Raw genomic sequence first — 13505 nt, 5'->3', positions numbered from 1 at the left:
AAGCAGATGAGGTGCGCTAGCCGGTCTTGCCGTGCCGGACAAGGTCCTGGGCAATGGACAGCTGCAGCGCTTCCGCCAACTCTCGCGCCGCGCGATTCTCGGCGTCGATCTGCGCCCGGTATGCGGCGAATTCCTGACGCGGCCTGTCGAAGGACGAGGTGATCGAACGCTTGCCGGATGCGATCACCACGCCGGTCTTCGCATCGGCCAGCGTATAGCTGCCGGTCAGCGTCACGGAACCGGCGGTCGGCTCGTCTTCGTCGGTTCCGACCTGCACAAGTGCCGCGGACTCGACCGCTTCGGTCACGCCGAGATTGAGCGAATAGGCCGGCGAGGCCGGCTCGCCGGCGCCTCGTCCAAACCCGAAAATGAGATTGTTGCGCACCTGTTGGCCGTAACGCGTATTGACCGGCTTGATGCCGATCAACGCCAGTTCGGCACTGGCACTGGCCTGCGAACCCGACAGTGGCGCGCTCGAATAGAGCGGCCGCACCGTGCAGGCCGAGACAAGCGCGAGCGAACCTATCAGGCCGGCAAGCGCCATGCGGCGCAGCAAATGGCTCAACTCTGTCTTTTCCCGATCAGGCAACGACATTGACGATCCTCTGCGGCACGATGATCACCTTGTGCGGAGCCTTCCCTTCGAGTGCTTTCTGCACGAAGTCGAGAGCCAATACCGCTTTTTCGACCGCACCTTGGTCCGCGTCGCGGGCAATTGTCAAATCCCCCCGCTTCTTGCCGTTGACCTGTACCGGATAGGTGACTTCGTTGTCGACGACCAGCGCCGGATCGAAGACCGGCCACGGCCGTTCGGCAACGAGATCGGTGCCGCCGAGCGTTGCCCAGCACTCCTCGGCCAGATGCGGCATGACCGGCGCGATCAGATGCACGAGAATCTCCACCGCCTGCCGGCAGGCGCCTTTCAGCGCTGCATCGGCCTTGCCTTCGGCCACCTCGTTAAGCGGCGTGGTCAGCGCGTTGGCCAGTTCGTAGATGCGGGCGATGGCGCGGTTGAAAGCGAGCTTCTCGATATCCTCTCCGACCGCCTTGAGGATCTTGTGCGCGGCCTTGGAAACCACCGCGGCCTCGCCGCTGCTGGCCGCCACGGGCTTGATGCCGGCCAGTGTTTCGGCCGCCGTCGACACCAGGCGCCAGATGCGCTGGATGAAGCGATGCGCGCCGGCGGCGCCATCGTCGGTCCACTCGACATCGCGCTCGGGAGGCGAATCCGACAGCATGAACCAGCGCGCCGTATCGGCGCCGTAGCCATCGGTGATGTCTTCCGGGCTCACCGTGTTCTTCTTCGACTTCGACATCTTTTCCAGCGGGCCGATGGAGACGGTTTCGCCGGTGGCGATCTCGATGGCGCTGCGCTTGCCGTCGACGTCCTCCAGCCGAACTTCGGTGGGCGCCAGCCAGCGGCCGTTCGATGCCGAGCCAACGCGATAGGTTTCGTGCACCACCATGCCTTGCGTGAACAGGCCCTTGAACGGCTCGGCCAGATCGACATGGCCGGCCTCGCGCATGGCGCGGGTGAAGAAGCGCGAATAGAGCAGATGCAGGATCGCGTGCTCGATCCCGCCAATATACTGGTCGACCGGCAGCCATTCGTTGGCCGCCTTGGGATCGGTCGGTTCATGTGCCCACGGCGCGGTGAAGCGGGCAAAATACCACGACGAATCGACGAACGTGTCCATCGTGTCGGTTTCGCGCCGCGCATCCCTGCCGCATTGCGGACATTTCACATGCCGCCATGTCGGATGACGGTCGAGCGGATTGCCCGGGCGGTCGAAATCGACATCGTCGGGCAGCTTCACCGGCAGGTCCGCCTTCGGCACCGGCACCACGCCGCAAGCCTCGCAATGGATCATCGGGATAGGGCAGCCCCAGTAGCGCTGGCGCGAAATGCCCCAATCGCGCAGGCGGAAATTCACCTTGCGCTCGGCCATCGGCCGGTTGCCGATCGTCTTCTGCTCCAGCAGTTTGGCGACTTCGTCGAAAGCCTGATCCGGCTTCATGCCGTTGAGAAAGCGCGAATTGATCATCACGCCGTCATCGACATAGGCTTCATCGATGATCTGGAACGTCGCCGGATTCTCGCCTTCCGGCATCACCACCGGAATCACCGGCAGGCCATATTTGTTGGCGAAGTCGAGGTCGCGCTGGTCGCCGGACGGGCAGCCGAAAATGGCGCCGGTGCCGTATTCCATCAGCACGAAATTGGCGACATAGACAGGCAGCGTCCAGTTGTCGTCAAACGGATGGACGACGCGGAGGCCGGTGTCAAAACCCTTCTTCTCAGCTGTCTCCAGCGCCGCCACCGAGGTGCCCATATGGCCGATATCCTCGATGAACTTCGCCAGTGCCGGATTGTGCGCAGCGGCCTTCTTGGCCAACGGATGATCGGCGGCGACAGCCATGAAGGAAGCGCCGAAGATGGTGTCGGGCCTTGTCGTATAGACTTCCAGCTCATGCTCGCCATCAGAGGCGTCGGCCAGAGGCCAACGGATCAGCAGGCCTTCCGAGCGGCCGATCCAGTTCTGCTGCATCAGCTTCACTTTTTCCGGCCATTCGTCGAGGCCTTCGAGCGAATCCAGCAGATCCTGGGCGAAGTCGGTGATCCTGAAGAACCACTGCGTCAGTTCGCGCTGTTCGACCAGCGCGCCCGAGCGCCAGCCGCGCCCGTCGATGACCTGCTCGTTGGCAAGCACCGTCATGTCCTCCGGATCCCAGTTGACCTTGGAGGATTTGCGCATCACCAGCCCCTTCTCGACAAAGTCGAGGAACAGCATCTGCTGGCGGTGGTAGTAATCGACGTCGCAGGTGGCGAATTCGCGCGCCCAGTCCAGCGACAGCCCCATGACCTTGAGCTGCTCGCGCATGGTGGCGATGTTCTGGTAGGTCCACTCCTTGGGGTGGACCTTATTCTGCATCGCCGCGTTTTCGGCCGGCATGCCGAAGGCGTCCCAGCCCATCGGGTGCAGCACGTTGAAGCCCTTGGCCCGCTTGTAGCGCGCCACCACGTCGCCCATCGTGTAATTGCGGGTATGACCGATATGGATGCGCCCCGACGGATAGGGAAACATCTCCAGCACGTAGTATTTCGGGCGCGGATCGTCATTGTGCGCTTCGAACAGCTTCTTGGCGTCCCAGGCCTTCTGCCATTTGGGCTCTGACGCGCGCGGATTATATCGTTCGGTTGCCATGGGACGTTTTTCACTTAAAAGCATGCGCGAACTGCGGGCGACGGCTCGGCAGTTCAGGGAATGTGGTCCGGGTGTTCACCATGGTTTGGCAAACCCGTCAACCATATGGGTACCGCGTCTGACAAAAACGCCGGTCAAAACAGCAGGATTTGCATATGGGTGACGCCGTTCAGCAATTTTTCGCGGTCAAGGCGAAGATCGCCGCCGCCGAACGCGAGGCCGGCCGCGAAGCCGGCGCCGTGACCCTGGTCGCGGTCTCAAAGACCTTTGATGCCGCCGACATCGGCCCGGTCATCGAAGCCGGCCAGCGCGTCTTCGGCGAGAACCGGGTGCAGGAGGCGCAAGCCAAATGGCCTGATCTGAAGGACGCATTTCCCGACATCGAACTGCATCTGATCGGCCCGCTGCAATCCAACAAGGCTAGGGAAGCGGTAGCACTGTTCGACGTCATCGAGACGGTCGATCGCGAGAAGATCGCCGCCGAACTCGCCAAGGAGATCGCCAAACAGGGCCGCGCGCCAAAACTCTATGTCCAGGTCAACACCGGCTCCGAGCCGCAGAAGGCCGGCATCGAGCCCCGCGACGCCGTGGCCTTCGTCGCCCGCTGCCGCGAGGTGCATGGCCTCGCCATCGAAGGCCTGATGTGCATCCCGCCGGCCGACGAGAATCCCGGTCCGCATTTTGCGCTGTTGGAGAAGCTTAGCAAGGAAGCCAACGTCGCCAAACTCTCGATGGGCATGTCCGGCGACTACGAAACAGCAATCGCCTTCGGCGCCACCAGCGTCCGCGTCGGTTCGGCGATCTTCGGCACTCGCTGAGACGCAACGGCGTTTGGGCCAATCCGACAGGCTCGTTGCTCCAGGACTGGAAACGAAACGTACCGTTCCTATTTGCTTTGCGTCATCACAAACTCTCTGGAGCCGCCACCATGCGCTACAACCAGCTTGGAAATACGGGGATGTTCGTCTCCGAACTGTGCCTCGGCACCATGACCTTCGGCGCCGCCGGTCAGAATGCCCAATGGGGCCTGATCGCCAGCCTCGACCAGAAGGGCGTCAACGAGATCGTTGCCCATTCGCTTGCCGCCGGCGTCAATTTCTTCGATACGGCCGACGTCTACTCCTTTGGCGAATCCGAACGGTTGCTCGGCCAGTCGCTCAGGGATCTCAAGGTCAACAGGCAGAATGTGGTCATCGCCACCAAGACGCATGGCGCCATGGGTGAAGGCCCCAACCAGCGCGGCTCGTCACGCGGCCACATCATGGATTCGGTCGATGCCAGCTTGGAGCGGCTGCAGCTCGACCATATCGATCTCTACCAGTTGCACGGCACCGACACGGTGACGCCGATCGACGAGACGCTGCGAGCGCTCGACGATCTGGTTGCCAGCGGTAAGGTCCGCTATGTCGGCGTCTCCAACTGGGCGGCATGGCGCATCGCCAAGGCGCTCGGCATCGCCGAGCGCAAGGGCTTTGCCCGTTTCGAGACCGTGCAGTCCTACTATTCGATCGCCGGCCGCGATCTCGAGCGCGAGATCGTGCCGCTGCTCAATGAGGAGAAGCTCGGCCTGATGGTGTGGTCGCCGATGGCCGGTGGCCTGCTCTCCGGCAAATATGGTCCCGGCGCACCCGGCAATGGCGAAGGCCGCCGCGCGTCCTTCAACTTCCCGCCGGTCAATGAGGACCGCGCCTGGGCGGCCGTTGCCGTCATGCGCGACATCGCCAAAAAACATGATGTGAGCGTCGCCACGGTGGCGCTCGGCTATGTCCTGGCCAAGCCCTTCGTGATGAGCGTCATCATCGGCGCCAGCCGCATGGAGCAGCTTGAACAGAACCTTGCCGCCACTGAGGTGAAGCTCGACACCGACGATCTGGTTCGTCTCGACGAGGTCAGCGCCCTGCCGTCCGAATATCCAGGCTGGATGCTGGAGCGCCAGGCAGCGGGCCGCCGTCCGGCGGCGTTCACGCCGAAAGCATAAATACAGCCCACGCTGACATCTCGGGAGCCGTGGCTCCGGAGATGTCAGGTCAGCCGGACGCTCTCGCCCAGAAAATCGAGAAAGGCGCGCACCCGCGCCGGCAGATGCCGGCCCTGGCCGACATAGACGGCGTGGGTCGGCTCCTCGTCACCCGGATTGAATGCCTCCAGCAGCGGCGCCAGTCTGCCGGCCGCTATGTCTTCCGCCACATGCCAGCGCGCCAGCCGGGCGATGCCCGCGCCCGCCAGTGCCATGAGCCGCATCGCCTCACCATCGCTGACCAGCGTGTTGCCGGTGATCGGAATCATGATGACGCGGCCTTCCGCGTCGAGGAACGGCCAGCCATCGAGGTGCCTGACGAAGCCGAAGCCCATGCGGTTGTGTTTGTCGAGATCGGCTGGCGTCAGCGGTATGCCGTGCGTCTCGAGGTAAGAAGGTGCTGCAACAACGACCACCGGGCTTTGCCCGAGCTTGCGCGCCACCAGCCGTGACTCACTCAATGGCCCGGCACGGATGGCAACATCGGCGCGCTCCGCCATCAGGTCGACGACGCTGTCGGTCAGCACCAGATCGACCGAAATCTCGGGGTAGCGTTCCAGGAACCGAGGCAGAAGCGGGACCAGCCGATGCACCCCGAAGGGCACGTAGCTGTTAATGCGCACACGTCCGCGCGGTGAAGCACCGGCCGCTGCCTCCTGCTCGGCTGCCGCCATGTCGGCAAGGATGCGCAGGCCGCTCTCGTAGAATGCTGTGCCTTCCGGCGTCAGTTGCAGCTTTCGCGTCGAGCGGCTGACCAGCCGCGCGCCAAGCCGGGCCTCCAGCCGCGCGATCAGCTTGCTCACCGCCGACGGCGTCATGCGCAACGCGCGTGCCGCGGAGGAGAAACTGCCTTCCTCGACGACGCGCACGAACACTTCGATCTCACCGGAGCGATTGACGTCGGGCCTGGCCATTTATGAATCTATTTCACAGAAAATATGCCCAAGGCAAGCCTGGTTCACAATGCAGGGAAGCACGATCTCAGGGGTCGGGGCGCGGGACGGCGCTCTTCGCCATCGAAGTGGAAACCGCCATGCCTCTTGCTCTCTACGCCCTCGCCGCCGGTGCCTTCGGCATCGGCGTCACCGAATTTGTTATCATGGGTCTGCTGCTCGATGTCAGCAAGGATCTCGGCGTTTCGATTTCGGCTGCCGGCCAGCTCATTTCGGGCTATGCGCTTGGCGTCGTCATCGGCGCGCCCTTGCTGACCATCGCCACCGGCAACTGGCCGCGCAAGACCGTGCTTCTGGCGCTGATGGCGATCTTCACGCTCGGCAATCTCGCCTGCGCGCTGGCGCCCGACTACTGGACGCTGATGGGCGCCCGCATCATCACCGCCTTTGCCCACGGCACTTTCTTCGGCGTCGGCTCGGTGGTCGCCACCGGCTTGGTCGCGCCCAACAGACAAGCCTCGGCGATCGCGCTGATGTTCACCGGCCTGACCATCGCCAACATCCTCGGCGTGCCCTTCGGCACATGGCTCGGCCAGGCCTTCGGCTGGCGCGCGACCTTCTGGGCCGTGACAGTGGTCGGTGTGGCCGCCTTCGCCGTCATCCTGGCTCTGGTGCCACGCAGCCGGACGGCGCCCGAAAAGAGCGACCTGCGCGCCGATCTCGCCGTTTTGCGCCGCACCCCCGTCCTGCTCGGCCTCGCCACCACCGTGCTCGGCTATGCCGGCGTCTTCGCCGTCTTCACTTATATCGCTCCGTTGCTGACCGAGATAAGCGGCTTCAAGGAAGCAGCCGTGTCGCCGATCCTGCTCGTCTTCGGCGGCGGTCTCATCGCCGGCAATTTGCTTGGCGGCAAGGTCGCCGACCGCTGGCTTGTGCCGTCCGTGCTGGGCAGCCTCGTGGTGCTGGCCCTGGTGCTCGCAACGATGACCTTCGCCATCCACAGCCAGGTGATGGCCGTCATCTATGTCGGCCTGCTCGGTGCCGCCGCCTTTGCTACCGTGGCGCCGCTGCAGATGTGGGTGCTGGACAAGGCGCAAGGTGCCGGCCAGAGCCTCGCCTCGTCCTTCAACATCGCCGCTTTCAATCTCGGCAACGCCGCAGGCGCCTGGCTTGGCGGCGCGGTGATTGCCCACGGCCTTGGTCTGGGTTCCCTCACCTGGGTCGCCGCCCTGCTGCCGCTCACGGCACTCGCCGTGGCGGGCCTGGCGCTGCGTCTCGATCGCACCCCAGCGCTCGGCGAGCCTGCCTCCATCCGGTCGTGACCGTCCTCTGCAAACCCGCTTTCGACACCCCTTCATACCACCAGGAGTAAAAAGATGGATTATCGACGTCTCGGTGCATCGGGCTTGAAAGTGCCCGCACTCTCCTTCGGCGCGGGAACCTTTGGCGGTTCCGGCCCGCTGTTCGGCGCCTGGGGCAACAGCGACGCCAGGGAAGCGCGGCGGCTGATCGACATCTGCCTGGAGGCCGGTGTCAATTTGTTCGACACGGCCGACGTCTATTCGAACGGCGCTTCTGAACAGGTGCTTGGCGACGCGATAAAAGGCCGCCGCGATGCCGTGCTGATCTCGACCAAGACCGCGCTGCCGATGGGCGATGGGCCGGGCGATTACGGCTCGTCACGTTCGCGGCTGATCAGATCCGTGGATGATGCGCTGAGGCGCCTCGGCACCGACTACATCGACCTTTTGCAGCTACACGCCTTCGATGCCGGCACGCCGATCGAGGAGGTGCTGTCGACGCTGGACAACCTGATCCGTGCCGGCAAGCTGCGCTATGTCGGCGTCTCCAACTTCTCCGGATGGCAAGTGATGAAGTCGTTGGCGCAAGCCGACAGCCAAGGCTATCCGCGCTATGTCGCCCATCAGGTCTACTATTCGCTGGTCGGCCGCGACTATGAGTGGGAGCTGATGCCGCTCGGCCTCGACCAGGGCGTCGGTGCATTGGTGTGGAGCCCGCTTGGCTGGGGCCGCCTGACCGGCAAGATCCGCCGTGGCCAGTCCCTACCGGAAAAGAGCCGGCTGCACGACACGGCAAGCTTCGGTCCGCCGGTCGAGGACGAGCATCTCTATCGAGTGATGGATGCCCTCGATGTCGTGGCCGAGGAAACCGGCAAGACCGTGCCGCAGATCGCCATCAACTGGCTGCTGCAGCGCCCGACCGTATCGTCGGTCATCATCGGCGCCCGCAACGAGGAGCAGTTGCGCCAGAACCTCGGCGCCGTCGGCTGGACCTTGACGCCGGAGCAGGTGAAAAAGCTCGACGCAGCGAGCGAGGTCACAGCACCCTACCCGTACTTCCCCTATCGCCGCCAGGAAGGCTTTGCCCGGTTGAACCCGCCGGTGGTTTGAGCGCATCGGGCCGTCATGGCGCAAGGTTCGCGGGCCAGCGCCCCCCTCTGTCCTGCCGGCGATCTCCCCCTCAAGGGGGGAGATCGGATGTCGCGGCGACTTTCGCCAATCGCAGGCGTAACAAGGGGCGGCGTTGTCGGTGGAGCTGCCAATCTCCCCACTTGAGGGGGAGATGTCCGGCAGGACAGAGGGGGGCGTCGTAGAACGCCGACCTCAAGAAGCCGTTGCTGCGAAACTCGTCCCTAATGCAGCACGAACTCCCCATCCACCTTGCGCCATTCATTCGGCGCGATCAGCTTCTGGTGGGTGTAGCTGATCGAATGCAGCGGCCCGTCCAGCTTGGCCTTCCAGAATTCGATGAACTTGATCAGCACCGGAAACTTCGGCGCGAGATCGTAGTCCTGCCAGATGAAGCTCTGCAGCAGATGCGGGTGATCGGGAAAGTGATAAAGAATCTTGGCAGTGGTCAAGCCATAGCCTTTGAGCATCAGGTCCATTTCGGCATGGTCGCGCATGACGGTCCCCAGGTTGATTCGCCTGTCCTCCCACGGCTGATTGTGCGCGCCGCTGATTAACCGTCTATTGATTTTTTCTTCATCTGAACCGGCTTTAGCATGCGAAAACATGCAGTTAGCAGCGCACCTCTTCGAGTGCTGACAGCCCTGGAGAAGCCCCCTGCGGCATCCCGCCGCGCGAATCCAACGTCTAATGTTGCCGTAACGGCGGAACTGGTAATAATGCCGCCGAATTCGCGGCCGTGTCGCCGCGATCCCGCCGGCATTTCAAGCCGGCGATTGGTTCGGGAGGAAAGTCAGGAATGTCCGAGGTTCATGTCCATCGCGTCCAGCCGGCGTGGAAGAAAAACGCGCTGATCGACAATGACACCTACCTGAAATGGTATGCCGACAGCGTCAAGAACCCGGACAAATTCTGGGGCAAGCACGGCAAGCGCATCGACTGGTTCAAGCCGTTCAGCAAGGTCAAGAACACCTCCTTCGACGGCAAGGTCTCGATTAAATGGTTCGAGGACGGACTGACCAACGTTTCCTACAACTGCATCGACCGGCATCTGAAGAAGCGCGGCAACCAGACCGCCATCATCTGGGAAGGCGACAATCCCTACGACGACAAGAAGGTCACCTATAACGAGCTCTACGAGCATGTCTGCCGGCTCGCCAATGTGATGAAGAAACACGGCGTCAAGAAAGGCGATCGAGTCACCATCTACATGCCGATGATCCCGGAAGCCGCCTATGCGATGCTGGCCTGCACGCGCATCGGCGCCGTCCATTCGATCGTCTTCGGCGGTTTCTCGCCGGATGCGCTGGCCGGCCGCATCGACGACTGCAAGTCGACCTTCGTTATCACGGCTGACGAAGGCCTGCGCGGCGGCAAGCCGATCCCTTTGAAGGAAAACACCGACAGGGCGATCGAGATCGCCGCGAAAGCCGGAACGAAAGTCGAAAAGGTGGTGGTCGTGCGCCGCACCGGCGGCAAGACCGGCTGGGTTTCAGGCCGCGACGTCTGGTATCACGACGAGATCGCGACGGTGAAAGCCGAATGCAAGCCCGAGAAGATGAAGGCCGAGGACCCGCTGTTCATTCTCTACACGTCGGGTTCGACCGGCAAGCCGAAGGGCGTGCTGCACACCACCGCCGGCTATCTCGTCTACGTCTCGATGACCCACCAATATGTCTTCGACTACCATGACGGCGACATCTACTGGTGCACCGCCGATGTCGGCTGGGTCACCGGCCACAGCTACATCGTCTACGGCCCGCTCGCCAACGGCGCCACCACGCTGATGTTCGAAGGCGTGCCGAACTATCCGTCGCAGTCGCGCTTCTGGGAAGTCATCGACAAGCACAAGGTCAATATCTTCTACACCGCGCCGACGGCGTTGCGCGCGCTGATGGGCGCCGGCGATGCGCACGTGAAGAAGACGTCGCGCAAGTCGCTGCGCGTGCTGGGTTCGGTCGGCGAGCCGATCAACCCGGAAGCCTGGGAGTGGTATTTCAACGTCGTCGGCAACGGCAAGGTGCCGATCGTCGACACCTGGTGGCAGACCGAGACCGGCGGCATCCTGATCACGCCGCTGCCAGGTGCGACCGACCTCAAGGCGGGTTCGGCGACGCGGCCTTTCTTCGGCATCAAGCCGCAGCTGGTCGACGGCGAGGGCAAGGTGCTGGAAGGTGCGGCCGACGGCAATCTGTGCATCACAGATTCCTGGCCGGGCCAGATGCGCACCGTCTATGGCGATCACGACCGCTTCGTGCAGACCTATTTTTCGACCTACAAGGGCAAGTACTTCACCGGTGACGGCTGCCGCCGCGACGCCGACGGCTATTACTGGATCACCGGCCGCGTCGACGACGTCATCAACGTCTCCGGCCACCGCATGGGCACGGCCGAAGTCGAATCGGCGCTGGTCAGCCATGAGAAGGTTTCCGAGGCCGCGGTCGTGGGCTATCCGCACGACATCAAGGGCCAGGGCATCTACAGCTACGTCACCTTGATGAAGGGTGCCGAACCGACCGAAGAGCTGCGCAAGGAGCTTGTTGCCCATGTCCGCAAGGAGATCGGCGCCATCGCTTCGCCCGACAAGATCCAGTTCGCGCCGGGCCTGCCGAAGACGCGTTCCGGCAAGATCATGCGTCGCATCCTGCGCAAGATCGCCGAGGACGATTTTTCTGCCCTGGGTGACACCTCGACGCTTGCCGACCCGGCCGTCGTCGATGATCTGGTCGCCAACCGGCAGAACAAGAAGAGCTGATGCAGACCGCGCTGGGCACTGTCAGCGAACTCTGGCGCTATCCGGCGAGTTCGCTTGCCGGCGAGCGCCTGAAAACAATCTCGGTCGACGTCGAGAGCATCGACGGCGACCGCCTGTTCGGCCTTGTCGACGTGTCCGACAACGAGATCGCACGACCCGACCGCGACGCGAAATGGCACAAGGTGCCGCGCATCCGCACCCGGCTGTCGCCGACCCTGGAACTCGAGATTGCCGTTCCCGAGGGCGACTGGCTGGCCGCGCCAAGCATCGAGAGCGACCGCGCGGTGTCGGCCTATCTCGGCTTCGAGGCCTCGCTCCGTCCGTTTCGCCGCGAGAATACCGGGCCTGACTATGCCGGCCCGCTGACCGCGGAGCGCTACCGCAAGGCGCCGATTCATCTATTGACCACGGCTTCGCTGGCACGCCTGAAAGCATTGCACCCGGAAGGGGTCGCCGACCCGCGCCGCTTCCGCCCCAACATCGTTGTCGACATGGCGGCGATCGAAGGCTCGTTTCCCGAAACGGAATGGATCGGCCGCAAGCTTGCCGTCGGCGATCTCCTGCTGACCATCTCGGAACCCTGCCGCCGCTGCGGTTTCACCATCGTCGCCCAGGATGGCTTCGACCATGATCCGGCGATCCTGCGCAACCTGGTCCGCCACAACGCCCACAATCTCGGCGTCTATTGCACGGTCGACAGGCCGGCGCGCGTCGAAGTCGGCGACGCGATGCGCTTCCTGTAAGCTATCGATACAGATCCGCCCGTGTCGGCGGCAGGCCGCTTGGACCGCGCGCGCGCTTGGTCACGACGGTCTGGAAAATCTGTGCCGAGGCGCGCTCGAAGGTGATCGAACAGCCCGTCAGGTAAAGCAGCCATAGCCGCGCCCTAGCCTCGCCCACCTCGGCGATAGCCTCGTCGAACCTTTCGTTGAGTCGCTCCGCCCACAGCCTGCAGGTGCGGGCATAGTGCTCGCGCAGGTTCTCGACATCGTAGACGAGAAAACCATGCGCCTCGAGATTGCCTGTTGTCATGCCGATGGTGTCGAGTTCGCCGCCGGGAAAAATGTATTTGAGCAGCGCCTTGAACTCCGGCCCCTTGCGCAAGGTCTTCTTGATGTCGCCCTTGCTGCGCCGGGTGATGGCGTGGTGCAGATAGATGCCGCCCGGCTTCAGCAGGCGATGAATGGTCTTGAAATAAGTCGCATGGTTGGCGAGCCCGAGATGTTCGAACATGCCGATCGACGAGATCTTGTCGAAGCTGCCGGTGAGTTCCGCATAGGATTTGATCTCGATGGTGATGCGGTCCTCCAGCCCCTCGGCGCGAATGCGTTCGCGGGCCAGCTCGGTCTGCGCCTGCGACAGCGACACACCGTGGCCGACGACGCCGTAGTTCTTTGCCGCATGGATCAGCATGGCGCCCCAGCCGCAGCCGATGTCGAGCAGTCGTTCGCCCGGTTTCAGCCGGAGCTTGCGGCAGATGTGGTCGAGCTTGTCGACCTGCGCCTCGTCGATGCCATTGGCGAAATCCTTGAAGTAGCCGCAGCTATAGACCATGCGCTCGTCGAGAAAGAGCCGGTAGAAGGCGTTCGAGATGTCATAGTGATGCTGGATCGCCTCCTGGCTCGAACCGCTGACATAGGGATTGCGCCCCGACAGATCGGTCCGCGCGCTCATCTGCTTGCGTGCCAAAAGCACGGAAGGCAGGTCGCGCAGGATCGCCATTTTCGGCAGCGACTTGAGCTTGGTTCTGAGCTTGCCTTGCGACGGCAGGGCATAAAAATCGAAGATCGTCCCGTCTTCGATGTCGATCGTCTTGGAAATCCACATCTCGATCAGCGTCGACAGGGACGGTCGCTTCACGATCTGCCAGACGATGTCCTGGTCGTTGATGGTGAGCACCGGACCAGTGGCGGGGCCGATCCGCTCCCCGGTCCACAGCCTGACCGCAAAACCCGGCTTCAATGTTTCGATCACCGTTCGAACGATGCGAGCGGCCTTTTCGGCTGCCTCCATGCGATTCCTCCGAATGCTGGCTCAGGGGCAGAAGTTTGCCCGGTCGGCCTGGCAATCGCAAGCCGGCCCGCACCAGGCCCGCCCGTTGGTTAATTTCAGACCTGCACCTTGTCTTTTGCTGCAATGCACCCCATCATGAGTATGTGTTCAACAAATCGAAAGGAGGTGATCCGATGTCGAGTGATTTCGTTT

11 protein-coding genes are annotated in these 13505 nt (G+C 63.0%); 6 read left to right on the top strand and 5 right to left on the bottom strand.

From position 1 onward, the window contains the following. Positions 1-16 precede the first annotated feature (16 nt). Both lptE and leuS read right to left on the bottom strand, forming a co-directional pair. A complete protein-coding gene (lptE, locus tag MESCI_RS05820; protein WP_013529029.1) occupies positions 17-595 on the bottom strand; it encodes an LPS assembly lipoprotein LptE in 579 nt (192 codons plus the stop codon). Continuing rightward, complete coding sequence (gene leuS / locus MESCI_RS05815) at positions 582-3206, bottom strand: leucine--tRNA ligase (RefSeq protein ID WP_013529028.1); 2625 nt, start codon at positions 3204-3206, stop codon at positions 582-584. The genes lptE and leuS overlap by 14 nt, the downstream gene beginning before the upstream one ends. 155 nt (positions 3207-3361) lie before the next feature. On the opposite strand from leuS, the gene MESCI_RS05810 reads away from it, so the two are divergent. After that, positions 3362-4024, top strand: a complete 663-nt coding sequence (locus tag MESCI_RS05810) for a YggS family pyridoxal phosphate-dependent enzyme (protein ID WP_013529027.1) — start codon at positions 3362-3364, stop codon at positions 4022-4024. Positions 4025-4134: 110 nt separating this feature from the next. Then, positions 4135-5184, top strand: a complete 1050-nt coding sequence (locus MESCI_RS05805; RefSeq protein ID WP_013529026.1) for an aldo/keto reductase — start codon at positions 4135-4137, stop codon at positions 5182-5184. 44 nt (positions 5185-5228) lie between these two features. Here the strand turns inward: MESCI_RS05805 and MESCI_RS05800 are convergent, their stop codons facing one another. Continuing rightward, complete coding sequence (locus MESCI_RS05800; RefSeq protein WP_013529025.1) at positions 5229-6137, bottom strand: LysR family transcriptional regulator; 909 nt, start codon at positions 6135-6137, stop codon at positions 5229-5231. A 119-nt stretch (positions 6138-6256) separates the two neighbouring features. On the opposite strand from MESCI_RS05800, the gene MESCI_RS05795 reads away from it, so the two are divergent. Both MESCI_RS05795 and MESCI_RS05790 read left to right on the top strand, forming a co-directional pair. After that, the gene (locus tag MESCI_RS05795) at positions 6257-7438 is read left to right on the top strand and encodes an MFS transporter (protein WP_013529024.1); all 1182 of its coding nucleotides are present in this window, start codon (positions 6257-6259) and stop codon (positions 7436-7438) included. A 54-nt stretch (positions 7439-7492) separates the two neighbouring features. Further along, positions 7493-8527, top strand: coding sequence for an aldo/keto reductase (locus MESCI_RS05790; protein ID WP_013529023.1), 1035 nt, complete (start codon positions 7493-7495; stop codon positions 8525-8527). Between the two features lie 242 nt (positions 8528-8769). Here the strand turns inward: MESCI_RS05790 and MESCI_RS05785 are convergent, their stop codons facing one another. Then, entirely contained in the window at positions 8770-9042 is a 273-nt protein-coding gene (locus tag MESCI_RS05785) for an usg protein (RefSeq protein ID WP_013529022.1), read from the bottom strand. Positions 9043-9344: 302 nt separating this feature from the next. Between MESCI_RS05785 and acs the strand changes: the two genes are divergently transcribed. Together acs and MESCI_RS05775 are read left to right on the top strand one after the other, a co-directional pair. Next, a complete protein-coding gene (gene acs, locus MESCI_RS05780) occupies positions 9345-11300 on the top strand; it encodes an acetate--CoA ligase (RefSeq protein WP_013529021.1) in 1956 nt (651 codons plus the stop codon). Then, on the top strand, positions 11300-12043 hold the full coding sequence (locus MESCI_RS05775; RefSeq protein WP_013529020.1) for an MOSC domain-containing protein: 744 nt from the start codon (positions 11300-11302) through the stop codon (positions 12041-12043). Before acs ends, MESCI_RS05775 begins: the two co-directional genes overlap by 1 nt. Before the next feature lies 1 nt (position 12044). Here the strand turns inward: MESCI_RS05775 and MESCI_RS05770 are convergent, their stop codons facing one another. Then, complete coding sequence (locus MESCI_RS05770; RefSeq protein WP_013529019.1) at positions 12045-13313, bottom strand: SAM-dependent methyltransferase; 1269 nt, start codon at positions 13311-13313, stop codon at positions 12045-12047. Positions 13314-13505 lie beyond the last annotated feature (192 nt).

The sequence above is a fragment of the Mesorhizobium ciceri biovar biserrulae WSM1271 genome (assembly GCF_000185905.1).
Lineage (GTDB): Bacteria > Pseudomonadota > Alphaproteobacteria > Rhizobiales > Rhizobiaceae > Mesorhizobium > Mesorhizobium ciceri.
Note: the sequence above shows the minus strand (reverse complement) of the source record. Positions and strands in the feature narration are given on the sequence as shown.

What these genes read in the sequence shown, in the direction of transcription:
- lptE (WP_013529029.1), bottom strand. Translation starts at nt 595, where the DNA reads ATGTCGTTGCCTGATCGGGAAAAGACAGAGTTGAGCCATTTGCTGCGC.
- leuS (WP_013529028.1), bottom strand. Translation starts at nt 3,206, where the DNA reads ATGGCAACCGAACGATATAATCCGCGCGCGTCAGAGCCCAAATGGCAG.
- MESCI_RS05810 (WP_013529027.1), top strand. Translation starts at nt 3,362, where the DNA reads ATGGGTGACGCCGTTCAGCAATTTTTCGCGGTCAAGGCGAAGATCGCC.
- MESCI_RS05805 (WP_013529026.1), top strand. Translation starts at nt 4,135, where the DNA reads ATGCGCTACAACCAGCTTGGAAATACGGGGATGTTCGTCTCCGAACTG.
- MESCI_RS05800 (WP_013529025.1), bottom strand. Translation starts at nt 6,137, where the DNA reads ATGGCCAGGCCCGACGTCAATCGCTCCGGTGAGATCGAAGTGTTCGTG.
- MESCI_RS05795 (WP_013529024.1), top strand. Translation starts at nt 6,257, where the DNA reads ATGCCTCTTGCTCTCTACGCCCTCGCCGCCGGTGCCTTCGGCATCGGC.
- MESCI_RS05790 (WP_013529023.1), top strand. Translation starts at nt 7,493, where the DNA reads ATGGATTATCGACGTCTCGGTGCATCGGGCTTGAAAGTGCCCGCACTC.
- MESCI_RS05785 (WP_013529022.1), bottom strand. Translation starts at nt 9,042, where the DNA reads ATGCGCGACCATGCCGAAATGGACCTGATGCTCAAAGGCTATGGCTTG.
- acs (WP_013529021.1), top strand. Translation starts at nt 9,345, where the DNA reads ATGTCCGAGGTTCATGTCCATCGCGTCCAGCCGGCGTGGAAGAAAAAC.
- MESCI_RS05775 (WP_013529020.1), top strand. Translation starts at nt 11,300, where the DNA reads ATGCAGACCGCGCTGGGCACTGTCAGCGAACTCTGGCGCTATCCGGCG.
- MESCI_RS05770 (WP_013529019.1), bottom strand. Translation starts at nt 13,313, where the DNA reads ATGGAGGCAGCCGAAAAGGCCGCTCGCATCGTTCGAACGGTGATCGAA.